Origin of the sequence: Sphingobacterium sp. LZ7M1, from assembly GCF_024296865.1 — a bacterium.
Lineage (GTDB): Bacteria > Bacteroidota > Bacteroidia > Sphingobacteriales > Sphingobacteriaceae > Sphingobacterium.
The window spans coordinates 41,111-64,989 of sequence record NZ_CP101134.1 but is presented as its reverse complement, the minus strand read 5'-3'; the positions used below and the strand labels follow the sequence as shown (position 1 = coordinate 64,989).

Below are 23,879 nucleotides of genomic sequence, written 5' to 3'. Positions count from 1 at the left end.
TGTCTTAATATGAAACCCGTTGCCTATAACCCTCAAGAAGTCTTGATTTCATTGATTGAAATCGAGAAATCCTTAAAAACGGTTATTCAAGAGAATTGTCCAGAGAAACCTATTACATTAAACGAAGATCTAGATACGGCTCTTAATGACCTACTAGACGCACAAGGCGCCAATATTGATAAGGTAGAATATTTAACAACCCAATTATCGCTGTTACATCTCAAGCGCGAACTGGACAAGACGATCCAGGTTGTAATTGAATCCAACGAGCTAAGGGCGTTATTTGATTATTCAAAATATTCTCATGATTTATTGAAGAAAACGCAAAAGATAAACAGAGATTGGAGATGGATAGACTATATCCTCCTGATTGTGCTCTGTGCAAACTTTATTGCCATAGTCAGTGCGCTGTATTATTTGAGGTAATTGATTCTGATAAACTGTTGAACTTTCATTTAACCATAATGGAAACAAAATAAATGTGCCCAGAAAACCTGTTTAATTTTGACATCGATGAAATTCATTTTTAGTAACTTATTAATTGCATTGTGCTTCCTTTTTGAATACGCCTATTCACAAGGGAATGCCATGGAAACAATCAATGAAATACCTTGCGCCGCTCCTATTTCTAGTGAGATAAAAGATCTCAATAAAGTGGTGCTGAATGCTGATTCACTCATTGTTGTTGCCAATAGTGATAAACAACGTATTTCCGCTTTAATGACCAAGGCAAATGTCTATAGGCAACAAGGTAATTTCCCCCTATCGATCAGGACCGCCATGCATGCGGATTCATTAGCTTCCTATACCCTGAACTTCCAATGCCAAGCTGCCATTTCAGGCTTTTTGGCCAAGTCTTTTCGTTCCTTAGGTTTGATGAACATATCCAGCAGATACCTGGACCGCGCAATGAAGGCCAACAATATGATCAAAGACTCTGAACTAAAGCAATTTATTTTGGTAGATCTTTTACATGAACAAGCTTACCACTCCTTGGAAATAAAGGAATACTTAAAAGCCGCGGCTTTAGCTAGCTCTGCCGCAAAACAAATTCCCAAACAAGCCAAGGATAAAATGAAAATTATGGTAGCCCAAGCCACCAATGATCAGATCATGGGGATCTTTGAAATGAACTCGGGGAAATTAGAAACCGCAGACTCCCTCCTCAATTCTGCCCTAAACAAATTGAGCAATATAAACTGTTCCCTAAAACCCCATGTCTATATTGCCCTTGGAGAAATTGCCATGAAGGAGGGTAACTTTAAATCGGCACAGCAGTACTTGTCCTTGGTGGACCAATATCTAGCGGTTGAAATGGACGATGAGCTAGAGAAAATATCCTACGACAGCTGGTCCGCCTATTATAAGGATACTGGGAACATGGAGAATGCGCTCTATTATACCCAGAAATCCGCCGAGCTATTGAAAACAAAGATAAACCGGGCCAATATACTCTCCGCTAGCTTGCTTTTGGAGACTAGGGACAGGGAAGAAATGTACAGGTTTCTTTATATTATTTCCCTGAGCGGAATTATCTCATTCCTGGTCTTTGCTGCTTACTTCCTACTCGTTTGGAAACGCAAAGTATGGATTCAGCCAGAACCCGTCGAAGTAATGTCGGAAAGCCAACCAGCGAGTCCAGGGATGTCCGCAGAACCCGAAGAAACTAGCTACCCAGATCTCAATGGTCTAAATAATCACAACACAAAGCTGAACCAAATAAAAATATCGAGGTATACAGAAAATTGTCTCTATAGAAAACTGGGAAAACTAGAAGCTGAAAGGTTCTTCCTCGAGAAAAATGTAAAACTTGACCAAGTCGCCTCCATGATGGGCACAAATTCCAAATATGTATCCTATATCATCCAGAAATACCGCCACATGGATTTCTATGAATTTATCCAAAACAAACGGATTGAATATTTCCTTAATCTGTTGAAGACCTCACCGGAATTATTAGACTTCAAACTGGCATATCTCGCCCAAAAATGCGGCTACTCATCCTTGAGCAAGTTCTCAACCTCATTCAAGGCAGTCACTGGAATGCCCCCATCGACCTATATCAACCTCCTAAAAAAAGAGCTAAATACGTAGCATAGCACTAAGATTAAATTCTAGCCTGAAACTATAAATTTTTAGGCTATACCTCTATTGTTTTATCTTTCATTTACCCCCTCCCTAGACAACCTAGTAAAATTGCCTCCTACTTGTTTTACTAGCCCCATTTCTAGAAACCCCGCTAACACCATGTAACACAATCAACAAAAGTTTTAACGCTCCTAGAAAATCATTTTTAGCCCAAATCCAGATATCTCCAACCACAAAAGCGACAATACACTGATAACCAGCAGTATACAAAATTCAACAAGATCATCAGTGCTATGAGCCAATATTTGAGACAAACAACACATAGCTGAACTCTGTGTCAAATCTTCTTAACTTTCAAGATAATATTAGCCCAAAAACTCCCATAAATCATCCTAAAGGAGCAAAGTAGCAATTTCCTGACCCCATCTCAATCTAGACGCGAAACCAGATTATAAATAATAAATAGTGAAACCATGAAATTTGAAGAATCTATAAAAATTGAGGCCGTAACCTCTATTGTTAAGGGAGACCTTAACATAAAAGAAGTTATGCAAAAATATCAGATCAAAAAAAAGAAAACCGTGGTCGATTGGATCATTAGGTTATTGCCCACCGTAACGGAACAAGTCAAAAAAACAAGGGACAATTAGGTGAATGAGTTTAAGGTTTTTTTTATGAAATCGAAGGGGTATCGTATGGGTCTCATTCGAGACACATTCCGAAAATTCGCAAAATGAATGAAGGGGTTCTGCTGGTATGTTCGAAGGGCTGTGGAAGGGGATTGGGGGGATGGTAAAGTTGGTTGGAATGGGACTTGGTTTTGAGCAGGGAAAATGGTTAAGGAAGTGCCGAGAATTTTAGGGTGAAATTCAAGACATTTCCCGAATATGCCTCGAATGAGAGTGGGCTGAGAGTGGGGAGTTTTTAGGTTGTTGGAAAGGCAATTCTGGGCATAAAAATCGTAGAAATATGAACATATAAAAAATCTATATGTTCATATTTTAAAATCGATATACAAATCAATAAAAAATTGCCTGTTTAAATATTTCCTTAAAAGATTCTTTTTTTAACAATAACTAGAGAAAAAAATAAAAGATTTTGTTCAATATCGAACTGAAGAGTTGTGAGAGAACAATATTAAAAAAGCCAATCAGGTTATTTTGTTATTTCCTCATCTTTTACTTGCAATTTGGTTTCTCTTCGCTCTTTTCTTCGGACTGTAATTGCAGCCTCTGTTTCTAATATATTCAATTTTATATTCCGAAAGAAGATGTGTAATTATTTCGAGGGTTTCATCTTCGGTCAACCCCATTCTTTCTCCTAAGTCAATTTCGTTAAATAGACCATCATTTTCTATTAATTCTTTGTAATATTTCTCTTTATTTTCCATAATTATATCTTTTTTGTACAGCTATCATCATATGTGGACTGAAAGGCAGGAGGAAGCTGTCATTTTCAGTTAATTGGATCAGCTCTATTAATGTTTTTCGTCTTTTAGCGTTCAACATATTGGCAAAAAAATCTTTATCTAACCATACCATGCCCTCAACTGCATACATATTTAGATAGGTTAACTCATGTTTTAAAAATTCATCCTTTAATTGTTCGGGCTTATGATAAAATGCTTCTGCTAAGAGCCATGGAAAATCGTTGGGTGGATTATGTTTGCCGGTAGTCAATTCTTCTTTGCACATTTCAAAAAATGATCCTTTATGGATTAATCCATTCAATAGCCCTACCAAAGTTGATGCAGTGTAATTAATGGCAAAACCCAATATAATTCCGTTGTTTTTCAAAACACGTTTAGCCTCAAAAATGGTTAAATGCCTATCTTCTTTCTCTTGGAGATGATAAAGAGGCCCGTGAAGAATAATAAGATCTGCATAATTATCTGAGAATTCCAACTTTCGAGATTCTCCTATATGTATTGAAAATTTGTTTTTCAATTTTCTAGCTCTTTCCCGAGCAATTTTTATATGTTTTGAAACTGGCTCTACCAAATGAACCTTATGTCCTTTTTTTGCTAGCCATTCTGAATACCTTCCTGTACCACCACCGATATCAATTATGGTTAAAGGAGAAGTGAGGATGTGTTTTTCTATGAGAGACTTGATTCTTTCAAATTCGAATACGCCCATTCCCTTTTCAAGCCGAGTTTCTTCCGAAGCTTTATTGTAAAATAACTCTATATCTCTACTAATTAATTGCTTAAAACTCATAATATTCTAAAAATTACCATCATTTTGATTGCTGAATGCTTCGAACAATGACAAGCCGATCGATTTGACAATCAATTATTTGTTTATGATTAATAAAATAAATGGATATAATTATCTGTGCATTTAAATCAGATGATTTAATGCAATAAATACTCTTTCGAGTGTCTTTTGGTTAAGACGCAGATTATATGTTAGATATAGTATAACAGACTACTAAAATAGAAATTATTCACAACTTATTCCTGATAAATGTACTGAGGTTATTTAATTCTAATTAGTCTTAAAGAACTGATATCCATAAAATTGTGGTAAATGAAAATTCAACTCAAGTAGTAAAAGAATGAAAGTGTTTTTTTTATAGTTTTTTGAATTCATTTAAACAAATTCCAGTAACTTTTACATGCAGATTTTACCTACGATTTATAATGGGAATATTATGTATAGATTGATCATGCTGACGATACAAAAGGCAAAAGAATAATGACAAAAGAACTAAAAGATCTTTTTAGTAGAAAAGAGTGAGGAATTTAATAAAAAAAGAAATATGGGGGACACTTATGGCACATTTGGACTCCACTTAGACTAGATGACTAAGAGTCTTTTAGTCAACCTTTTATTTGATTATACTATATCAGTTCCTCAAAACTCTTACATAGTAAAGGTTCTCAACAGCTCTTTGACTAGAAGTTATTATTTCCCTTTTTATCAATGTAAATGGATATCATACTTCTTTTCAAGAAAGCTGTTTACCTTTGTCATGTCATTCTCCTGAATGATTTTGTCGATTTCATCTTCACTGAATTCATAGACTCCGAAGTTTTTTATGTAATTCCGACTTAAAGAATAAAATCCAGATCCATATGGTTTGCTTGAGTTTACTATGTAAAACCAAAATAATCTTGAACTCATTATTTTCTTTATAAAAAACAATTCTCGTTCATCCCTACCAATGATTGCTAATCCATTATAAAATAGCAAATCCGGTTCTGCATTTAGGATATAGCTGGGGATTGTCGAGGTGATATGCGGAAAGAATAGTTTATGATTAAATCTTTCAAGCGATTGGTTTCTACCATACGCATACCATTTTTCGTACTTGCCATTACCCTTATCCCTACCCGCCAACTTGGGAGCCATTTGCGATAAATACTTATATGCATAAGGAAAATCTCTAGCGAATATCTCTTCTCTTAATAATTTTACCACATCTCCTTCATATTGGTAAGGAAATATGATTTTTTTCCTGATGTCTTCAATCGATTGTAAAGTAGTTAACTTATTTGGATTGATTATATCTTTACATATGCCACTTTCAATCTTAAAAACTCCCTCTTCATTTTCTAAGAAATAATAATTCTCATCTTTTTTTATTGGTGTGAAAATATAGACGTCATTTTTTAAAGTTGCAATTCCATTTCTGGTTTTAAAACTTTTACCAAAAGGTTTTCCAACCCCTTCAATCTTTCCAATAATTTCGATTTCCTGTAGATTCCAACCGTTGAAAGCATTTAACTTATCATAAGGGACTGTGTTAAACCTTATTTTTTCAGGGTTCAATATTTGTTTAATGTCATTTAATTTTGTGTACTGGACTGATTCAGAGAATTCTTTATGCAAAAGACAAATGCAGGTGTAGGTTGACTTAGATTGAAAAATCTGTTGTCCCCCAAAATCAACTATTTTAAGTTTAATGCCATCCGTTTGAAAAAACTCACGTAATGCACGACCATTAACACTTTTAAAAAACGTATTCATTGTGATAAATCCCAACACACCGTGATCCTTCAAATACTTTAATCCAATTTCGAAAAACGGTATGTACAAATCAGGGTGTCCTGTTGAGCAAACCTTCCAATTTTTTAGGTATCTTTTAGATTCTTCATCAATATTTCGTGAGGAAACATATGGCGGATTTCCAATTATATTTGAGAATCCTTCAAAATTGGGAATGGCAAAACTCCAATTAAAATTTAATGCATTACCACAAAAAATATTAAACTCAAATTCTTCCTCATCTTCATCTTCTAACAATGCTAATAACGACAACAATAACTTCGATCTTTCTACAGAATAGGCCTGTATATCCAAGCCGAAGATGTTGTTTTTAAATATTACTTTATAGGTTGATTTCGTAATAGCCTTTATCTTTTTTGCAGCGGTATACAAGAAACCGGCACAACCACATGCAGGATCACAGACGGTGAAGTTTTGTAAATTGGTATTCACTGATATGCTGTTATTTACTATAAAATCCCGTATTAGTTGTGGGGTGTAAATTGCCCCTGTAATTACTTTTTCTTCTGGAGATATAACAAACTCAAATATTTCTATTAACTGTTCAAAACCTAAAAAACCCTGGATTTCAATGAATTCTAGAAATGCATTATAATCATGGTCTTTCTCCTTAATAATTAGTTCTTTAAGAATCCTGTTGTTATTTAAAACGATATTATTGGATTTAATAAACGCGGAAACTATAAGTCGATTAATTTTATCCGGCTCGGTTGAGTAGGATTTCAAAAAGGTAAATACTTCTTTTCTAATAATCATATTTAATCGTTCTCGATAAAGATACTTGACTGGACTGACTCTAATACAGTTAGTATTTCATAATGAAGCGCTTTAACGAATTCTTTAAGATCGCCATTTGGGAGCTGCTTCAATTTATTATTAACCTCTTCGCTGAGAACTTTTATTCGTTCAAGTTTCCACATTCGTTCGTGTATGGGCTGCCAAAGATTCAACTCTTTAATGATATAATTTGATAGGGCATTTACAGGGTTATTGGCGATAATCCGTCCCGAATTTTCTCGTTTAAAAAGATCTGTGTAATCTTGATTACAGGGGTCGATAAACCCCTCGTTGGCGTCATGATGAATAGCCGCATCTTTACTAGGCCACTTGTTAGATTTTGCAGCATTACAATATCTACATGAATAAACCAAGTTATAATAGTAGTTGTTCTTTATGTTATGTATAAATCCATCAGGATTTTGTGGCACAAAATGATCAATTGTGAAGCTTCTGATTCTGATTTTATCATGATCATTGCAATATCCGCACCTGTGATGAAAGTCTGCCCTTAGTGTCTTTAGATAGGAGGAGTAATGTTTACATTCCGCCCGATTTAATCTTCTTTGCGGTAAAGTCTCTCTGAAATTAGGCATTTGGCTCGTTCTTAAACATTATTTGTTTTAGTAATTGTTCTGTCTTGCAAATGAGTTCATCTAACTTTTTATTTGTATCTTCTGAATAAAAAGTTCTGGATAACCTACCTTTGGCAGAAGTAGTTTTATCCAAATAATTGTTAAGTTCAACAAACCTGTCTTCTTCATTAGGTTCCAAACCATTTTTAACACGCCTCTTTTCCAAAATTTCTAATTCCAATACAGTCTCTTTCATTTTAGATATGTAATCATTAGCTATCTTGCTTATTTTTTGTTTTAAAATTGACACTTTTGAGCTGTTATCTCCACTGAGCATATCCTTTCCATTAACCAAATTTGCGTTTTCTAAATGATCTAATGCATCTGACTCAAAGGAGGTAAGAATAATTAAAGGATAGTATAAATTTCTTTCTTGGATTTTATCCACTAATGTATCAGCATTAAAATCGACTAATCCAGTTTCATCCAACCGAAAGTCAATTACAAGCATATCCATAGCTTGATTAAAGACGTCATCAACCAGCGTCTCTACAGTGGTTTCTTCGTTAATGTCAAAAAGAACAATTTCAAAGTCGTCTTTCAGATACTGGCGAAATGTACTACGCCAACCTTTATCTTCATCAATATATCCTATTTTATACATCTTTATTTTTTCTAGTCGCAAATTTAATACCTAATGAGAACCCTTCTGTGCTTGGAAGAATATTAATATCGGCACCTTTATAATCGTCAATAACCAATTTAACAATATAGAGCCCCATTCCAGTCCCGATTTTATTACCTGTACGGTCTGTTTTCGAAGATTCGTTAAATTCAAATATCTTATTTGGCTCTGTTATATATTCTTCTGCTAGTCCAGCACCATTATCTGAAAACCTAATCTCAATAAATTCACCAATTAATTTCCACGCAATAGTAACTTCCCTTGAGTAGGAGCCTTTTTTTTCCTTGAATGCACTAAGAGTATTAGAGAGCAAGTTGTTAAAAACAGCATCCAAATCTACCTCAAACGCCTGAATGACGTTTTTCGGGTCTTTATCACCCATTAGGTTCATTTTCACATTACGTTGTTGCAATGCCATTCGCCAGTTGGCTTCGAAATCTTGAAAATAGTCTCCGAAATTGATGTTAGTCCGTGTTCTTTTATCTCTTTTTAAAGTACTTAACGAATAATCCAACCAATGCTTTAATTTCAAATCCTCATTCTTTATCAATTCTAACATATAAAAAGGATTGTCTTCTTTTTGTGTTTTAGATAAAGCCTCTTCATTGATAAGCTTTTTCAACTCTTTGATTAAAAAATCTGTTCTCGGAACTAATCGAGAACGTAGGCCTTTTAGTTCATGAGCAAACGAGGATATAATTAGACCGACACTTGCTAAACCACGAAGTAGTTTAATTTCTTCATTTTTCTCCTGAAGTTCCTGTTCGTAGCCCATTGTAGCTGTAGCGAATAATACTTCAGTATTTGTATTATTAGTTGTGCTTGGGGGTATTGCTACATCAGGCTTACTGGATATTTTACTATCATCAGCCTGTTTTTTTTTCGCTACTTCTTGTTCTTGTAATATTCGTTCTGCTTCTTCTATTGCTTTTTTTCGATCTTCCTCGGCCTTGTATTTCTTTTTTGAAAGTTCTGATAAACTGAACATTATTAGGTTACGATCGCGCTCAAATACACCGATGATATCAATTAACACATTTCTGAACAATTCAAAGACTTCGTTTTCTTGTATCCCTTCCCGACCAGATTTATCCTGAAAGCTAGCATTAGCAATTCGAGATATCTTTACTGTACCTGCTATTTGATTTGGACCAATCCTATAGCCCCCCATTTTTTGGCCAGGCCCGCCAGGACTTTTAGCTTGTCGTTCACCAAGTTTTAACCAATCTTGTCCATCTTCGCCGTAAGGGCGTACTCTAAAGTCATCTCTGAATACTTTTACTCCACCAAATTTATTTAGCCACGCTCTTCTGTTAGCAGGAGAAATATCTTTATATGGGTATTTATTTTTGTCGTGGCTGTCAATAAGATTTTTTAGGAAATAAAAAGTGAACTCAAATTCACCTAATTTATCCAAAAGATCTTGATTTGCTTTGGTGAATATTGGAAAGTCTGCTTTAGTTCTAGTTAACGTAAATGTTTTTTCCTTAATAGTATTTAGATCAAAAGGGGAATTTTTTAATAAGTTGTTTTCGAAAACTTCATTGTACGAAGTTTCTAATTTTTCAATATCTAACTCGTTTCTGGTTATAGTAATTTCTAAGGTTCGTTCTTTGTCCCCAAAATATTTTGCAAACACTTTATAATCAAAGTCATCGTAATAGGCACTATTAACCAGCCCAAATTCATAGGGTGCCGACTTAGAGAATAGATGAACGCTAAATTCAGGTTGTTCTTGCGGGGGTATCAGAACCTCCAAGTTGTCAAATAAGCTTTTTATAGCATGTTCATCCCAACGATCTTTTAACGGGTTAATTTTTAGAACAGTTCCTGATTGAAAATCAATACTACTAAGACAGTCAATAATCGGTTTAACCGATTCAAATTTCTGTAATAAAGTTTTTTTGATATCAGGATTATTAATTTCTGACAAATCAGCTTCCACATCGCTTATCGAAATTCCACGTTTATCGAAATCGCTCCAATTAACGCTCCATAATGCCCCTTTTTCGGTTTGTTGGGCGATTGTTTGCATTTCTGAAGAAAGACCTAAACGGTCTAAAGCAAATCGACCAATCCCTTTTGCACCTGTTTTAACGCGTCCACCATCAGATCTAAAATTTTGCAGTTTATCATCGGTACCAATTTTCATCCATTGCTTTTTTATGACTTCATCAGTCATTCCAATGCCATTGTCAATAATATATAACGTAGGTTCACTAGCAAATTTACTGTCATTTTCAAAGATGATTACACAGTTCTTCGCATCGGCGTCATAACTGTTTTTAACCAGCTCAATAACTGCACCTTCAGCAGTTGCAAAATTTTCTTGGCCAATAAGTTTGGCTGTACGTGCTGAAACTGAAAATGATATTTTCCCCATAACTTTTAGTTTATTGCTCCATACTTGACACAGTACTAAATGGTAAGCCAAATTTTATCAAACTTAATATATTTCTAGTTTATTTGGTAATAGATTCTTTTACAATAAGACTGGAGGTTGAATCCCTCTTCTTTTCAATTATCGAAGGTATGTGATTCTTTTTCGAGATACTCTCTTTGGGCCTTAACTGGTGTCCAAAAAATAAAGCAACTGTTAGAATGATCAAAGGCGTGAACAGTAAACCATAAAAAATCCAATATTTACTAGATGAATGTATAGTTAACAAAATTTTCTTTCCACAGGATATTTTTTGTGGACTTGATTTGCCAATAGCTGTTGTCAAACCTAATTCTGGTAGTACGCCGGCATGCATTGTTTCTATATATTGTCCTTGTTTGACTGCTCCCAATAATAGTTTGTGATACCAGTATCTATCCATATACCAAAACGCCACCAAAGTTAAGATACCAGCAAAACCTAGTAAAGTAGAGGCGGGAATGTCCAAACCTATTAAGCTTAATTGGATTTTTTCCTTTTCCAATAGGCCAATTCCTGCCACAATTGCAGTAAATAAAGTTAAAGCGTAGTTTCTTATTCTTAATTCTAAATCGTTGAAATGCTGTTGAACATCCACCACTTTCTTCCAAACCTCAACAGTACTCTTAATATTATCATGTTTATCTCGCCGATCAAAAGAATAAAATTCAAAAGAATCCATTAATTCTTTTATTGTCTTATCTAAAACGACATCTGGAATAATTGTTTTACCTTTAAAATCCGCTTTAAACTTTATCTCCCTTTCAACATCTTCATTAGACCAGTGAGTAACTTCTCTAAGCAAATCGTATTCTGCACCATCTGTCTTATCTCCATAGTGGGCATATACACTCGTGATCCCAGCTTCCTTTGCCATAAAGATATCTCTGGCAAGTTTATCTCCAATATAAATTGTGTTTTCCTTTTTAGCATTAAAATCTTTAAGTATAATTTCTAAAATTTCTGAATTAGGCTTCTTTACTTCTCTTGATAAATACCTGAATTCAGTTCTTTGAGGTTCCCAATAGCCTTCTGGGTAATATTTCTTTACTGAATCAGGTAATTCCGCATCGACAGGCGCATAAATACAGTCAATCAATCCGTCAATGTTCAACGTTTTCAGTCGATATTTTGTATAGAAGGAATGGGACTCCGTAAACCCGATAATCATTGCTCCAGAACTTTTTATACTACTTAATGTTTTAAGCGTGTCTTCAAATAATAACAGATTATTTTTTTTATTGGAATAATATTCATGAATAATGCTTTTTCCAGCATTTGTCTCTTCATAAATTTTCTTTAGATGAAGTTCGTTCAATTGTTTTAAATCATCAATAATAAATGATGCTTCAGTAGTGCCATACTTTTGATGAAGTTGTTTAAAGTCATTCTTGAGTTCTGTAATGTCTAAATTAAACTCGGCACTAATGCGATTTAAATATGGGCTAAACGAATTATGCCACATATTAAGCCAATCCCAAATGGTATCATCTAAATCTGTTACAACAAAGTTTACACGCTTTTGCATTTTGATAGATAAATTTAATAGGTAAAGGTATGAAATCATAAACAGTATTTGTCAATAGAGCTAGTGGAAGTTGGGCAGGCCTTACCTTTTTTCGATTATACTTTGGATTCGAACTTTTGAACATCCTCTTCTAGATATTGTATTTTCATTGCTCTTATCCTTTTTATTAGGAATTCCCTATTTTAAATCTCATTGATAGGTTAAAAGGCATTCCTATCAAAAGTTTAATTAGGTTCCTTTGATTCTACTGATTTCCCTAATTTTATTTACTCTCAGCTGAAAATCTCAATAAATTAAAAAGAAACAGATATGAAAATCAGGTAAGTATCGTTGGACAATCTTCAGATGGCCAAGACATAGATTTTGGAAGAGATATTATCCAAAACCATTTAAATTTTGCGCAGTATACAATCCCCCAAAACCAAAAAAAGCGACTTTTTCAAGTCGCTTTTTCCCGTAGCCCGTAGGGGAATCGAACCCCTGTTTCAAGAATGAAAATCTTGCGTCCTAACCCCTAGACGAACGGGCCATTTTGCTTTGGTGATGCAAATATAGAAGCTTTATCTATTCTTCCAAAATATTTTCACTGGCAAAAATATAACTCATTGGCTTTTAAACCGATATTTTTATATAAGATCGAATCCGATGTCGGTTCTGAAGTACTTTCCTTGGAAAAAGATGCGTCCAGCGTCAGCGGTTGCCTGTTGCAAAGCGGAGAATAGGTCATCTTCTAGTGCAGTAACGGCTAGAACCCTACCTCCGGCAGTCAGTACATTCTGACCATCAAGTTTAGTTCCGGCATGGAATACGATGGATTCTTTCACGTTTTCGATGTTTGTGATCAGCTTGCAAGTTTCGTAATTTCCTGGATAACCACCGGAAACAATCATTACGGTTGCTGCAGTTTTATTGGTTACGGTATAAGAGCGCGTTGCCAGGTCTTCATTGGCTACACCTTCCAATAGGTCAACGAGGTCAGATTCGATACGAACCAATACCGATTCTGTTTCAGGATCGCCCATACGCACGTTGTATTCAATTACAAACGGTTCCCCGTCTACATTCATCAGTCCGATAAAGATAAAGCCCTTGTAAGGTATGTTATCCTTTTTCAGTCCATCTACGGTAGGTTTGATGATGCGGCTCTCTACCTTGTCCAAAAATGCCTGATCTGCAAAAGGAACCGGTGATACCGAACCCATACCGCCTGTATTTAATCCTGTATCCCCTTCGCCGATACGTTTGTAATCTTTTGCGGAAGGCAATACCTTATAATCATTCCCGTCGGTCAATACGAAAACTGAAAGTTCTATACCTTTCAAGAATTCTTCTACGACCACGACATCACTAGCGGCACCGAATTTAGCATCATTGATCATGGCCTTCAGTTCCGTTTTCGCTTCTTCGTAATTATCGATGATCAATACGCCTTTTCCTTGCGCCAATCCATCAGCCTTTAAAACGATAGGAAGATTTTGGGTATCTAGGTATGCCAAGCCTTCTTCTAGGTTTTCTTTATTGAAGGATTTGAAAGCAGCGGTTGGGATATTGTGGCGGATCATAAATTCCTTGGAGAAATCCTTGGATCCTTCCAACTGGGCGCCTTCTTGTTGCGGGCCGACAATGGCAATATCTTTTAGGTCTTCCCTAGAAAGGAAGAAGTCATGAATACCTTTCACCAATGGTTCTTCTGGACCTACCACGATCATTTGCACTTGGTTTTTCAAAGCAAAATCAGCGATTCCTTCAAAGTCGGTCACTTTTAGAGGTACATTTTCACCGTACTGTCCAGTTCCTGCGTTTCCAGGAGCGATAAATAATTTGCTTAGTTTAGGGCTTTGCGAGATTTTATAGGCAAAGGCAGACTCTCTACCTCCAGAGCCGATGATCAGAATATTCATACCGCAAAGATATTGAAGCAGATGAGAAATCCGCTCCCAAAAAAAATATTTACATAGATTCTTTACAAATTTTCGTATAATTATAAGGATTTAGCCGACTTAATTATGAAGAAACTCACAGCCATCTTGGCTTTCCTGTGTTTTATCAGTTTATTTAATCCACTAGCTGCTCAAACTTCAGAATCCTTTCAAGAAAAGATGGATCTGTATGCAGGAAAATTCCCTCAGGAAAAGATCCACATCCAAACCGACCGCAATAATTACGGTGCCGGAGAAACCGTCTGGTACAAAATCTATTCGACGATCGGACTGGAAAATCAACTCTCCATTCTATCCAATATTGCCTATGTGGAATTGATCAGCCCGACGGGCGAGATTGTGTCACAAAAGATCAATTCCCTGTTTACGGGCGTATCTGTAGGCGATATGTTGCTTGCGGACACCTTGGTAGAAGGTTCATACCGCATGCGGGCGTACAGCAATTGGATGCGGAACAGCAGTTCTGACTATTATTTTGAGAAGGTGCTGAATATCGGTAATGTCCGTTCGGACAATATCATTGGCAGCAGCAAGCTTATCAAGGAGGGGGAAAATGAGTTCTATCTCTTAAATTTCGAAAACCCAGAAAACAAAAGTTGGGAAAAGACTTCTGTTGGCTATACGGTTATGGACGGGGATAAGGTAGTCGACCGAGGTCGGGAGTCCATGCAGCCTGATGGGAGCATCAGGATCAAGGTGACCGATAAAAATCGGGGGAAACCGCTTTCGATTCGTTTCAAGAACTTAGATGGATCCATTGTCAAGAAACTGATCAATACGAATGCCTTTGATTCTGGGAATTCGGTCCAGTATTTTATGGAGGGCGGGCAAATCGTCAGCAATGAACTGAATAGGATAGCTATTAAGACCTTGAATCCGCAAGGATTGGGCATAAAGGCGGATATCACGATCATCAATTCGAAACAAGATACCGCAGCCGTGCTGAGCACCAACGAACTGGGAATGGGTTCTGCACCCTGTTATTTTGAGGAGGGTGAAAGCTACCAGATACAGACTAAATTTGAGGATGGCAGCCAAAAGACCATCAGTATAGATGCGGTTTCCGGAAACAATATCTCCTTGGCCATCAACAACAGCAACTCGGATAAGGTCTTTGCACAGGTCAATATAGCTGAAGGGAAGATAAACAATGAGGAACTCTACCTCATTGTGCAACATCTAGGCAAGATTTACTATATGGCCAAGAATAAGGCCGGCCAGGCGAATGTCCTGTTCAATGTGCCGCGTAAGGACCTGCCTATGGGTGTTCTGACAGTGAGTTTGCTGAACAAGGATTTTCTACCTCTTTCTGAAAGGGCTATATTCAACTATAATAAAAAGTCCATTTTACCCGCTGAAGTGAAATTGAACAAGAACAGTTATGGCTTAAGGGAAAAGGTGAACACGGAGATTACCATTGGGAATACGGAGGATAGCATTCGCTTCTCTGCATTATCGGCTTCTGTCGTTAACCTAAAGAACTACAGCGATGATGTTCCCAACTCGGTGAGCATACTAAGCTCGCTCTTTTTAAATGCAGATATCAAAGGTTTCATTGAGAAGCCAAGTTTCTACTTCAATGCCGATGGTACGGTCAAGGCGGCGGATCTGGACAACCTGATGTTGACGCAGGGTTGGAGGAAGATTTCGATCAATAAATTGGACTCGCTCAGCAATTCAAAAGCGGAGTTCGATGAAGAGAAAGGGATTACCATCAAAGGGAGCATCAATAAGGTGGGCAGAAAGGCACCGGTTCCCAATGCGAAAATACAGCTGATATCCACGAATAACTTTATGGATTACCTGGATACCACGGCGAATGCGGAAGGTGAGTTTGCCTTTAAGAACCTGTTGTTTCCGGACAGTGTCAAGTTTTTATTGTCGGCAAGGAATGATAAGGGGAAAAACTTTGTGGACATCATTGCGAACCCTTTTAAGGAGCCTGCCATAAACTTCGGAAAGAACCTGCCCTTGATCTTGAATGACATCAACAAACTGAATGCGGATCAATTGCTGGCCAGCAAAAAGTTCTATGAGCAATTGGAGAAAAAAGGGATCATGGAAAAGGTATTCCAGATTGAAGAGGTTACCGTGCGGGCACAACGTCCGAAAGCGGCCGCCAATTCGTCCAACCTCAATGGTTCTGGCAATGCGGATCAGGTATTGACAGCGGAAGACCTTACTACCTGCCCTAGTTTGGAGATGTGTCTAAACGGCAGGCTGACCGGTGTGGTATTCCGTGGAGGAATTCCTTACAGCACGCGTAGCAATGGACCGATGCAGCTGGTGATAGATGGGATGTATGTGGAAGGTGATATGCTATCCAGCATCAACCCCATCGATATACAGAGCGTCGAGGTGCTCCGGAACATTAATTACACCTCCATCTACGGTAGCTACGGCGGCAATGGTTTGATCATTATCACGTCCAAAACAGGCAGGGACGCACGTAGTTCGGCCTATCAGCCAACGGGAATCCTTTCGATTTCGCCAAGAGGAATATCTTTGACCAAGGAATTTTACAAACCTGTCTATGAAACGAATTCGGAAAGCCAGTTCCAAACGGACCTTAGAACGACGATACACTGGGAACCGGGGATAGTATCGAATGAAAAGGGAATTGCTCATTTTGATTTTTACACTTCGGATGAGGCTGGAACCTATAGAATGATCATTGAGGGCTTGGACTTCAATGGCAGGATATTGAGAAGGATAATAGAGTTTGAAGTTAAATAATAGAGATAGGCCCATTCATTTGGGCCTATTCTTTTGATAATCTTATTCTAACATCAATATATCTCCACATTACCTTATAATAAGCGCTAATTTTTTATCATAACGTCTAATTTTTCCGTAAATTTCCATACTTAACAAATGGAATTCATATGGGTACATTCTTAAATACTCAAGTATCAGAGAACATCTGTTACATTCAATTAGATCGAGGAAAATCCAATGCCATGCATCTGGAAATGATCGAGGAAATCACGACTACATTCAGATCCCTAAAGGAAGATCCATCCGTTTTTGCCGTTGTCCTTCAAGGTAAAGAAGGTTTCTTTACTTCAGGCCTGGACCTGATCACGCTCTTTCAATACGACGAGGCACAGATGAAGGCCTTTTGGGAAAAGTTCATTGACCTGATCGAAGAACTGGTCTCTTTCCCTAAGCCTTTTATCACGGCGGTTACAGGACATAGTCCAGCAGGAGGCTGTGTGTTGGCCCTTTGCTCCGATTACCGAGTAATGGCGGCTGGAGAATATATCATCGGATTAAATGAGGTGCCAGTAGGCATCATTGTCCCTAGCAGTATTTTTGAACTTTATGCCTTTTGGATCGGTTCAGGCAATGCGGCGCGATTCTTATTGGAAGGCAAGCTATTGACTCCGCAGGAGGCTTTGAACGCAGGTTTGGTTGATGAGGTCGTTGATTTTGACCGCATCCAGACGACTGCAGCCAGAAAGGCCAAGCAATACCTGCAGTTTGAGCCCAACGCATGGAGGGCTTCGAAGTTGAATATCCGCAAGCATCTCTTGCAGCAGGTAAAAGAAACCAAGGGGGCTGCCATTGAGCAGGTCCTAGAGCGCTGGTGGGCACCGTCCACAAGGGCAATCTTGAAAGCAATAATCGACAATCTCACTAAAAAATCATAAATATGGCAGTACAAGGAGCTTTACAGCAGGACGCCCTGAAAGGTAAAACAGTGGTAGTAACCGGTGGTGGAACTGGATTGGGGAAGGCGATGTCCGTCTATTTTTCGGAATTGGGGGCCAACGTGGTCATCACGAGCCGTAAACTGGATGTTCTGGAAGAAACTGCCAAAGAAATCCAGGCCAAGACCGGAAACCCAGTATTACCTGTTGCCTGTGATATCAGGAATACGGAGGAGATAAAACTTGTGCGCGAGAAAGCCATCGAGATCTTCGGGCAGGTTGATGTATTGGTGAACAATGCCGCGGGGAACTTTATCTCGCCAACCGAGCGTTTATCTGCAAATGCTTTTTCTACCATTATCGATATCGTCCTAAAAGGTACGGTGAACTGTACTTTGGAGTTTGGCAAGCACTGGATCGAAAGGAAACAGGCAGCAAACGTACTGAATATCGTGACGACCTATGCCTTCACAGGTTCGGGCTATGTGGTACCATCGGCCGTTGCTAAAGGCGGTGTGGTGACCTTGACCAAATCCTTGGCAGTTGAATGGGGAAAATATGGCATCCGTCATAACGCGATTGCTCCCGGACCATTTCCTACCAAAGGGGCTTGGGACCGCCTACTACCTGGCGAATTGGCCCAGAAATTTGACTTTAAGAACCGAGTTCCATTAAAACGTGTTGGAGAACATCAGGAATTGGCAAACTTGGCAGCTTTCTTGATATCTGATTTTGCAGGTTATATCAATGGCGAGATAATCAGCATAGACGGAGGAGAATGGCTACAAGGAGCCGGTCAGATGAATGGCATGGAGGCCATCCCTTCAGAAATGTGGGATACAATCGAGCAAACTATCCGGAAAAACAACAAATAATCATGATCAAAAATTACGCAGTGGGACTATTGGCCTTTATTGTGCTATTAGGTTCCTGTAATAACTCATCAAAAACAGCAACAGCCCATCAGGACACGGTCACCCGAGCAAGCCTGAACCAACCTGAGGAGATCCAACAGATTTCGGAGGTGATTACAAGGTTTGTGCGTGCCTACCTTAGCCAAGACAATGAAAAGGTCAATGCCTTGATCCATCCTGAGCATGGACTTGCCATCATCTATCGTCCTGGGGTGATGGATGAATTCAAATTAGTGGACAGCTTTGATGTTCAAAATCCTGTTCCCGAATCCTATCCCTATACTACTTTTGAAAACGACAAGACCTTGACCTTTGAGGCATTGCCTGAATTTCTATGTGATACGGATAAATGGACCAAATATGGTTTCTCTAGCGATACGACCGCAACCAGCGTGACGCATCTGCTGGATACCATCATGAAGTACCAAGGGGAATTCAATGGAGCTAAGTACGATGATAAGACCTTGGAAAGGGTTTCCAAATTAGAAGATGGCAGTTATCGCGTTATTTTAAACCCGACGGATGAACACTTTTTGGTTTTCCATGTTAAACAGTTTGAAGGCTCTTGGTATGTAACTGTACTGGACCGTTCTTATGGCAACTGCGATGCCTAATTAATAATTACACTAATATATTTACCTTAAAAAATGTAACCACATGGGTACTCTAGATAAAGAAACACAAGGAAGAATCAATCAATGGCAAACGGATGAATACGATAAGGACACCGTTTCCAAAGTAAAGGCATTGGTCGACAACAAGGAAGAGACAGAATTATTGGATTCGTTCTATAAGGAACTGGAATTCGGTACGGGTGGTCTTCGCGGCATAATGGGCGTGGGATCCAATAGGATGAACAAATACACGATCGGAAAAGCGACCCAGGGCTTGGCGAATTACCTGATCAAGCAATTCCCAGATCAGGAAATCAAGGTTGCGGTATCCTATGATAGCCGAAACAATTCGCAAGAATTTGGTCAGCTGGTTGCTGATGTTTTTTCAGCTAATGGATTTCAGGTCTATCTGTTCAAGGAATTGAGACCTACACCGATGCTTTCCTTTGCTGTACGCCATTTCAAATGTCAAGGCGGGGTGATGTTGACCGCATCGCACAATCCAAAGGAATACAATGGATATAAGGCATATTGGAATGATGGTGGACAGTTGGTTGCTCCACATGATAAAAATGTAATCACTGAGGTGAATGCGATCTCTTCTGTGAAAGAGATCAAATTTGAGGGAGTTAAGAAGAATATCCACTTGGTGGGAGAAGACTTTGACCAACTCTATATAGATGCGAACAAGAAATTGAGCATACATCCTGAAGCCGTTAAGGAGCAGAGCGACCTGAAGATCGTTTATTCACCAATCCACGGAACAGGTATCACCATCGTTCCAAAGATGTTGGAAGCATGGGGATTCAAGAACGTTCAGGTTGTTGAGGACCAAGCTAAGCCAGACGGTAACTTCCCTACGGTGGTTTACCCAAACCCTGAGGAGGAAGAAGCTATGTCTAAAGCAATGGCCATGGGTCAGGAAATCGATGCTGATGTGGTTATGGCAACAGACCCTGATGCGGACCGCGTGGGTGTGGCGATCAAATTGCCATCAGGCGAATTCCAATTGATCAATGGTAACCAAATCGGTAGCTTGTTGACCTATTATGTGCTTTCTTCGAAGAAGGACCTTGGTCAGCTAAAGGCAAACCAATATATCGTAAAAACCATCGTTACTTCGAACCTATTCTCGGATATCGCGAAATCATTTGATGTGAAAAGCTATGAGACCTTAACAGGCTTCAAGTTTATCGGAGAGGTCATGACGAAACTGGAAGGCAAGGAAACCTATCTAGTGGGCGGTGAAGAGAGCTACGGTTTCTTGGTTGGCGATTTAGTGCGTGATAAGGATGCAGTCAACTCATGTGCCTTTATCTCGGAGATGGCTGCCTATTTCAAAAGTCAGGGTAAATCTCTGTACGATGTCTTGTTGAAGCTTTATTTGGACTATGGCTATTACAAAGAGAAACTGATTTCCCTAACTAAAAAAGGCAAGGCTGGAGCTGATGAGATCAAACAGATGATGGCTGATCTACGTGCTGACCTTCCAAAAACGTTGGGCGATATCGAGGTGGTTGAGGTTAGGGATTACGAAACTTCAGAAGCGACGGATATGGCAACAGGTAAGAAGTCTAAAATTGACCTTCCTAAATCCGATGTGCTTCAGTTTATCACCAAAGATGGCGATGTAATTTCTGCCAGACCTTCTGGAACGGAGCCAAAGATTAAATTCTATTGTTCGGTAAGGGAGAATCTGGAGTTTACCTCTGAGTTTGGTCAGATTTCAAACCGTTTGGATGATAAAGTGAGATTGATGATGGCTGATATAGTGAAAGATTAATGGAGAAGTGGAAAACGATTGATTCGAAATACATTATTCAACGCCCTTGGGCCACTCTACGCGTCGATAAGCTAGAGATGCCCAATGGCAACATAAAAGAGGAATACTACGTACTGGAATACCCTACATGGGTAAATATGGTTGCTCTGACGGAAGACAATCAGGTTATCTTCGTCAAGCAGTACCGTCATGGTGCCGGCAGGATCATGGTTGAGCTTCCAGCGGGCGTGGTTGAAGATAACGAGGATCCTGAGATTGCGGCAAGACGGGAGCTGTTGGAAGAAACGGGTTATGCCTTTGATGATATCAGCTATGTGTGTGAGCTATTTGCCAATCCAGCGACTTCGGGAAATATAACCTATACCTACCTCTTGACCGGCGGAAGAAAAGTGCAGGAACAGGACCTAGACCCTTCGGAGGATATTGAAGTGGTATTGATGGACCTGGAAGAGGCAAAACAATTCCTTTTTGACAATAAAATCGGACAGGCGCTGCATAGCTCTGCCCTATTCTATACATTGAAAAAGTTAGGCGAGCTATAATCTCGCCTAACTTTATTCTTTATACCAACCTCTTTACACAATTATTGACGCTATTTTCGTACCTTTGCCGCATGGCAAGAGAAATTTACGAAACCAAGCGCAAAGCGCTTAAAATCAATCTTAACGCTGATATTTATGGTACATTCGCAGAAATTGGCGCGGGACAGGAAGTCGCTCGTAATTTCTTTGAAGCAGGTGCAGCGTCTGGAACCATTGCAAAGACCATCTCTGCATACGATATGGCATTCTCCGATGCCATCTATGGTATCGAAGAGTCCGGAAGATACGTGAGCCGGACCCGACTGACCAAAATGCTTGACCATGAGTATAGCCTCCTAACAGAGCGCCTTCAGGGTGAGAAATACAGCAGTAAAAAATTCTTTGCTTTTGCCGATACAGTAACCACATTGAATTTTACGAAAACCAATGAACCCCATGGATGGATCGGAATCCGATTCCAACATGAAGTGGATGGACCGACCAACGATATCATCATCCACGTCAGGTTATTGGACAGTGACAATAGATTGCAGACCAAAGTCCTTGGTATTTTAGGTGTAAACCTTGTTTTTGCCGCCTATTATTACGCAGAGAACCCGCAGACGATGATCGAGTCCCTAGTGGACAATCTATCTGTAGGCTCGGTAGAAATTGACCTGGTTAAGGTTTCAGGGCCTCTTTTCGCGAATGCAAATGAGCGCTTATTGAACCTATACCTGATCGCAAAAGGTTTCTCGAAAGCAGCGATCTTCAAACCAGATGGAAAGGCTGCCCAAATCAAGGATTATCTTTATAAAAAGAACATCATTATCCTACGTACGAAGTATCGTCAGAAGTCCAATCCGAACTTTGACCTGTTTAACTTGGCCGTAGAAGAGTTCTTGAAGAACACAAAGGCGGTTCCAGAGAATACAGTCGTGCTGATTGAGGTATTGATGGGGAATGTGCTGGATGAAAACAGCGTGATTTCAGATGAGGATCTGATCTACTTCGCTGAACGTGCTGAATACCTATGTTCTACAGGTAACAATATCTTGGTATCCAACTTCAGAAGGAATAACCACCTGGCTGAATTCGTTCAGACCTTCAAGCCGAAACATGTTGGTATTGCAACCAACGTTTCCAACTTGAAAAACATCTTCAATTCGGATAATTACAATAAGGAAAACTATACCAATGAGCTGTTGAGCTATATCTCAGGTATGTTTAGCAAGAACGTTAAGCTTTATGCTTACCCATATTTGGATAAAAAATCAGAGAAGATCGTTACGACGAAAAACCTTCCTGTTTCTCCAGAAGCGAAACCATTGTTTGATTTCTTGATCAACAACAGATACATTGTTGATATCGAGAACTACGATGAGAAATTCGTTAAGACTGTTTAAATAGTATTTAGTAGTAAGTATTTAGTATTTAGACCTAAATCGTCCTTTTCTTTTGAGTATTTAGTACCTAGTATTTAGTATTTAGACAGGTAGGACTCCCTAAGTCTAAATACTAAATACTAGGTACTAAATACTCCTATAAAAATTTCTTAAAGATCGAATAAAGGATCTTGAGGTCATGTTCAGTGAGGTTGGCACTTGTGACATCCATTTGGGTATAGTGCTGCTTAAATCCCTTGATAGCGGCATCTAGGTTCTTCACATCATAACCAATGATCCTTAATGCAATCTTAGGATCAAAGCCCATTGGAGGATCTTCCAAGACATCATCATACCAATATCCAAAACCTTTATCTGCCAATACCTTCCATGGGAACCTCGAAGGGTCGTTCTTTCTGGTTGGGGCATAGTCCATATGTCCAATAAAGTTTGCCTGTGGAATTTTATAGGTTTCCTTTAGGTAGGAAAGCAATTGGACCAAGGCGTTGATCTGCACTTCTGGCCATGGGTCACTGATACCGTTGTTATCCAATTCAATACCGATGGAAGAGGAGTTCAAGTCGGTGTCATTTCCCCATCTTCCCAAACCTGCATGGTGCGCACGGTACAGGTCGTTGACCATCTGAACAATCTTTCCGTCCCTACCGATGACATAGTGTGAACTTACGCCCACTTTTTCATTATGGAAGGTCCTGACGGTTTGGTCCAGGTCCTTTTGAGCGGTGTGATGGATCATCACATAGTTTGGCTTGCGGACACCAAAATTGGTTGAAGCAATCCATTCCTTATTGTTGGCCGCAATCTTTTCTACCTGTCCCTTTACAGGGGCTTCCCTATAAAGCTCCGAGAAATCTTTGGCTTTCTTTTTATATATCTTTTCTGTGCTGGCATACTTCCCTCCGCCACAAGAACTTACCAATGCAGCAACCGAAAAATAAATAATGTATTTCTTGATCATATCCT

19 protein-coding genes and 1 tRNA gene are annotated in these 23,879 nt (G+C 38.8%); 10 read left to right on the top strand and 10 right to left on the bottom strand.

The window, feature by feature from the left end; all coding sequences use genetic code 11:
* The first annotated feature begins 9 nt into the window (after positions 1-9).
* The 3 genes from NMK93_RS00330 (at position 10) to NMK93_RS00320 (ending at position 2,738) form a co-directional block, all read left to right on the top strand.
* Positions 10-426: a hypothetical protein gene (locus tag NMK93_RS00330; RefSeq protein ID WP_254526712.1), complete on the top strand. Its 417-nt coding sequence runs from the start codon at positions 10-12 to the stop codon at positions 424-426.
* An 87-nt stretch (positions 427-513) separates the two neighbouring features.
* On the top strand, positions 514-2,094 hold the full coding sequence (locus NMK93_RS00325) for a helix-turn-helix domain-containing protein (RefSeq protein WP_254526713.1): 1,581 nt from the start codon (positions 514-516) through the stop codon (positions 2,092-2,094).
* A 467-nt stretch (positions 2,095-2,561) separates the two neighbouring features.
* Positions 2,562-2,738, top strand: coding sequence for a hypothetical protein (locus tag NMK93_RS00320; RefSeq protein WP_254526714.1), 177 nt, complete (start codon positions 2,562-2,564; stop codon positions 2,736-2,738).
* Positions 2,739-3,259: 521 nt separating this feature from the next.
* Here the strand turns inward: NMK93_RS00320 and NMK93_RS00315 are convergent.
* From NMK93_RS00315 to purD, 9 genes are all read right to left on the bottom strand, one after another.
* Positions 3,260-3,478 carry a hypothetical protein gene (locus NMK93_RS00315; protein WP_254526715.1) on the bottom strand — a complete coding sequence of 73 codons (219 nt, stop codon included), beginning with the start codon at positions 3,476-3,478 and terminating at the stop codon, positions 3,260-3,262.
* The gene (locus NMK93_RS00310; protein WP_254526716.1) at positions 3,468-4,307 is read right to left on the bottom strand and encodes a bifunctional 2-polyprenyl-6-hydroxyphenol methylase/3-demethylubiquinol 3-O-methyltransferase UbiG; all 840 of its coding nucleotides are present in this window, start codon (positions 4,305-4,307) and stop codon (positions 3,468-3,470) included. The genes NMK93_RS00315 and NMK93_RS00310 overlap by 11 nt, the downstream gene beginning before the upstream one ends.
* A 705-nt stretch (positions 4,308-5,012) precedes the next feature.
* On the bottom strand, positions 5,013-6,857 hold the full coding sequence (locus NMK93_RS00305) for an N-6 DNA methylase (RefSeq protein WP_254526717.1): 1,845 nt from the start codon (positions 6,855-6,857) through the stop codon (positions 5,013-5,015).
* Between the two features lie 2 nt (positions 6,858-6,859).
* Complete coding sequence (locus NMK93_RS00300; RefSeq protein ID WP_254526718.1) at positions 6,860-7,474, bottom strand: HNH endonuclease; 615 nt, start codon at positions 7,472-7,474, stop codon at positions 6,860-6,862.
* Positions 7,467-8,117 carry a hypothetical protein gene (locus NMK93_RS00295; RefSeq protein WP_254526719.1) on the bottom strand — a complete coding sequence of 217 codons (651 nt, stop codon included), beginning with the start codon at positions 8,115-8,117 and terminating at the stop codon, positions 7,467-7,469. The genes NMK93_RS00300 and NMK93_RS00295 overlap by 8 nt, the downstream gene beginning before the upstream one ends.
* On the bottom strand, positions 8,110-10,521 hold the full coding sequence (locus NMK93_RS00290) for a sensor histidine kinase (protein ID WP_254526720.1): 2,412 nt from the start codon (positions 10,519-10,521) through the stop codon (positions 8,110-8,112). The genes NMK93_RS00295 and NMK93_RS00290 overlap by 8 nt, the downstream gene beginning before the upstream one ends.
* 79 nt (positions 10,522-10,600) lie before the next feature.
* A complete protein-coding gene (locus NMK93_RS00285) occupies positions 10,601-12,085 on the bottom strand; it encodes an HAD family hydrolase (RefSeq protein ID WP_254526721.1) in 1,485 nt (494 codons plus the stop codon).
* 457 nt (positions 12,086-12,542) lie between these two features.
* Positions 12,543-12,614: transfer RNA gene (locus NMK93_RS00280), tRNA-Glu, on the bottom strand.
* Positions 12,615-12,711: 97 nt separating this feature from the next.
* The gene (purD, locus tag NMK93_RS00275; protein WP_254526722.1) at positions 12,712-13,986 is read right to left on the bottom strand and encodes a phosphoribosylamine--glycine ligase; all 1,275 of its coding nucleotides are present in this window, start codon (positions 13,984-13,986) and stop codon (positions 12,712-12,714) included.
* A gap of 105 nt (positions 13,987-14,091) precedes the next feature.
* Here purD and NMK93_RS00270 point away from each other — a divergent pair, with 105 nt between their 5' ends.
* From NMK93_RS00270 to NMK93_RS00240, 7 genes are all read left to right on the top strand, one after another.
* Positions 14,092-16,761 (top strand): hypothetical protein, encoded by a 2,670-nt coding sequence (locus NMK93_RS00270; RefSeq protein WP_254526723.1) that lies wholly within the window; start codon positions 14,092-14,094, stop codon positions 16,759-16,761.
* 149 nt (positions 16,762-16,910) lie between these two features.
* A complete protein-coding gene (locus NMK93_RS00265) occupies positions 16,911-17,678 on the top strand; it encodes an enoyl-CoA hydratase/isomerase family protein (protein WP_185212803.1) in 768 nt (255 codons plus the stop codon).
* A gap of 2 nt (positions 17,679-17,680) precedes the next feature.
* Entirely contained in the window at positions 17,681-18,553 is an 873-nt protein-coding gene (locus NMK93_RS00260; protein ID WP_185212802.1) for an SDR family oxidoreductase, read from the top strand.
* A 2-nt stretch (positions 18,554-18,555) separates the two neighbouring features.
* Positions 18,556-19,206 carry a hypothetical protein gene (locus NMK93_RS00255; protein WP_185218571.1) on the top strand — a complete coding sequence of 217 codons (651 nt, stop codon included), beginning with the start codon at positions 18,556-18,558 and terminating at the stop codon, positions 19,204-19,206.
* 43 nt (positions 19,207-19,249) lie between these two features.
* Positions 19,250-20,989: a phospho-sugar mutase gene (locus NMK93_RS00250; RefSeq protein WP_254526724.1), complete on the top strand. Its 1,740-nt coding sequence runs from the start codon at positions 19,250-19,252 to the stop codon at positions 20,987-20,989.
* The gene (locus tag NMK93_RS00245) at positions 20,989-21,531 is read left to right on the top strand and encodes an NUDIX hydrolase (protein ID WP_185212799.1); all 543 of its coding nucleotides are present in this window, start codon (positions 20,989-20,991) and stop codon (positions 21,529-21,531) included. Before NMK93_RS00250 ends, NMK93_RS00245 begins: the two co-directional genes overlap by 1 nt.
* A 71-nt stretch (positions 21,532-21,602) precedes the next feature.
* A complete protein-coding gene (locus NMK93_RS00240; protein ID WP_185212798.1) occupies positions 21,603-22,916 on the top strand; it encodes a nicotinamide mononucleotide adenylyltransferase in 1,314 nt (437 codons plus the stop codon).
* 136 nt (positions 22,917-23,052) lie between these two features.
* Here the strand turns inward: NMK93_RS00240 and NMK93_RS00235 are convergent, their stop codons facing one another.
* Positions 23,053-23,874, bottom strand: a complete 822-nt coding sequence (locus tag NMK93_RS00235) for an N-acetylmuramoyl-L-alanine amidase (RefSeq protein ID WP_254526725.1) — start codon at positions 23,872-23,874, stop codon at positions 23,053-23,055.
* Positions 23,875-23,879: the final 5 nt, after the last annotated feature.

Excerpts from the sequence above, each read along its gene's own strand:
- NMK93_RS00285 (WP_254526721.1), bottom strand. The coding sequence starts at position 12,085 with ATGCAAAAGCGTGTAAACTTTGTTGTAACAGATTTAGATGATACCATT.
- NMK93_RS00325 (WP_254526713.1), top strand. The coding sequence starts at position 514 with ATGAAATTCATTTTTAGTAACTTATTAATTGCATTGTGCTTCCTTTTT.
- NMK93_RS00300 (WP_254526718.1), bottom strand. The coding sequence starts at position 7,474 with ATGCCTAATTTCAGAGAGACTTTACCGCAAAGAAGATTAAATCGGGCG.
- NMK93_RS00270 (WP_254526723.1), top strand. The coding sequence starts at position 14,092 with ATGAAGAAACTCACAGCCATCTTGGCTTTCCTGTGTTTTATCAGTTTA.
- NMK93_RS00320 (WP_254526714.1), top strand. The coding sequence starts at position 2,562 with ATGAAATTTGAAGAATCTATAAAAATTGAGGCCGTAACCTCTATTGTT.
- NMK93_RS00315 (WP_254526715.1), bottom strand. The coding sequence starts at position 3,478 with ATGGAAAATAAAGAGAAATATTACAAAGAATTAATAGAAAATGATGGT.
- NMK93_RS00330 (WP_254526712.1), top strand. The coding sequence starts at position 10 with ATGAAACCCGTTGCCTATAACCCTCAAGAAGTCTTGATTTCATTGATT.
- NMK93_RS00255 (WP_185218571.1), top strand. The coding sequence starts at position 18,556 with ATGATCAAAAATTACGCAGTGGGACTATTGGCCTTTATTGTGCTATTA.
- NMK93_RS00235 (WP_254526725.1), bottom strand. The coding sequence starts at position 23,874 with ATGATCAAGAAATACATTATTTATTTTTCGGTTGCTGCATTGGTAAGT.
- purD (WP_254526722.1), bottom strand. The coding sequence starts at position 13,986 with ATGAATATTCTGATCATCGGCTCTGGAGGTAGAGAGTCTGCCTTTGCC.
- NMK93_RS00260 (WP_185212802.1), top strand. The coding sequence starts at position 17,681 with ATGGCAGTACAAGGAGCTTTACAGCAGGACGCCCTGAAAGGTAAAACA.
- NMK93_RS00305 (WP_254526717.1), bottom strand. The coding sequence starts at position 6,857 with ATGATTATTAGAAAAGAAGTATTTACCTTTTTGAAATCCTACTCAACC.
- NMK93_RS00245 (WP_185212799.1), top strand. The coding sequence starts at position 20,989 with ATGGAGAAGTGGAAAACGATTGATTCGAAATACATTATTCAACGCCCT.
- NMK93_RS00265 (WP_185212803.1), top strand. The coding sequence starts at position 16,911 with ATGGGTACATTCTTAAATACTCAAGTATCAGAGAACATCTGTTACATT.
- NMK93_RS00240 (WP_185212798.1), top strand. The coding sequence starts at position 21,603 with ATGGCAAGAGAAATTTACGAAACCAAGCGCAAAGCGCTTAAAATCAAT.
- NMK93_RS00295 (WP_254526719.1), bottom strand. The coding sequence starts at position 8,117 with ATGTATAAAATAGGATATATTGATGAAGATAAAGGTTGGCGTAGTACA.
- NMK93_RS00290 (WP_254526720.1), bottom strand. The coding sequence starts at position 10,521 with ATGGGGAAAATATCATTTTCAGTTTCAGCACGTACAGCCAAACTTATT.
- NMK93_RS00310 (WP_254526716.1), bottom strand. The coding sequence starts at position 4,307 with ATGAGTTTTAAGCAATTAATTAGTAGAGATATAGAGTTATTTTACAAT.
- NMK93_RS00250 (WP_254526724.1), top strand. The coding sequence starts at position 19,250 with ATGGGTACTCTAGATAAAGAAACACAAGGAAGAATCAATCAATGGCAA.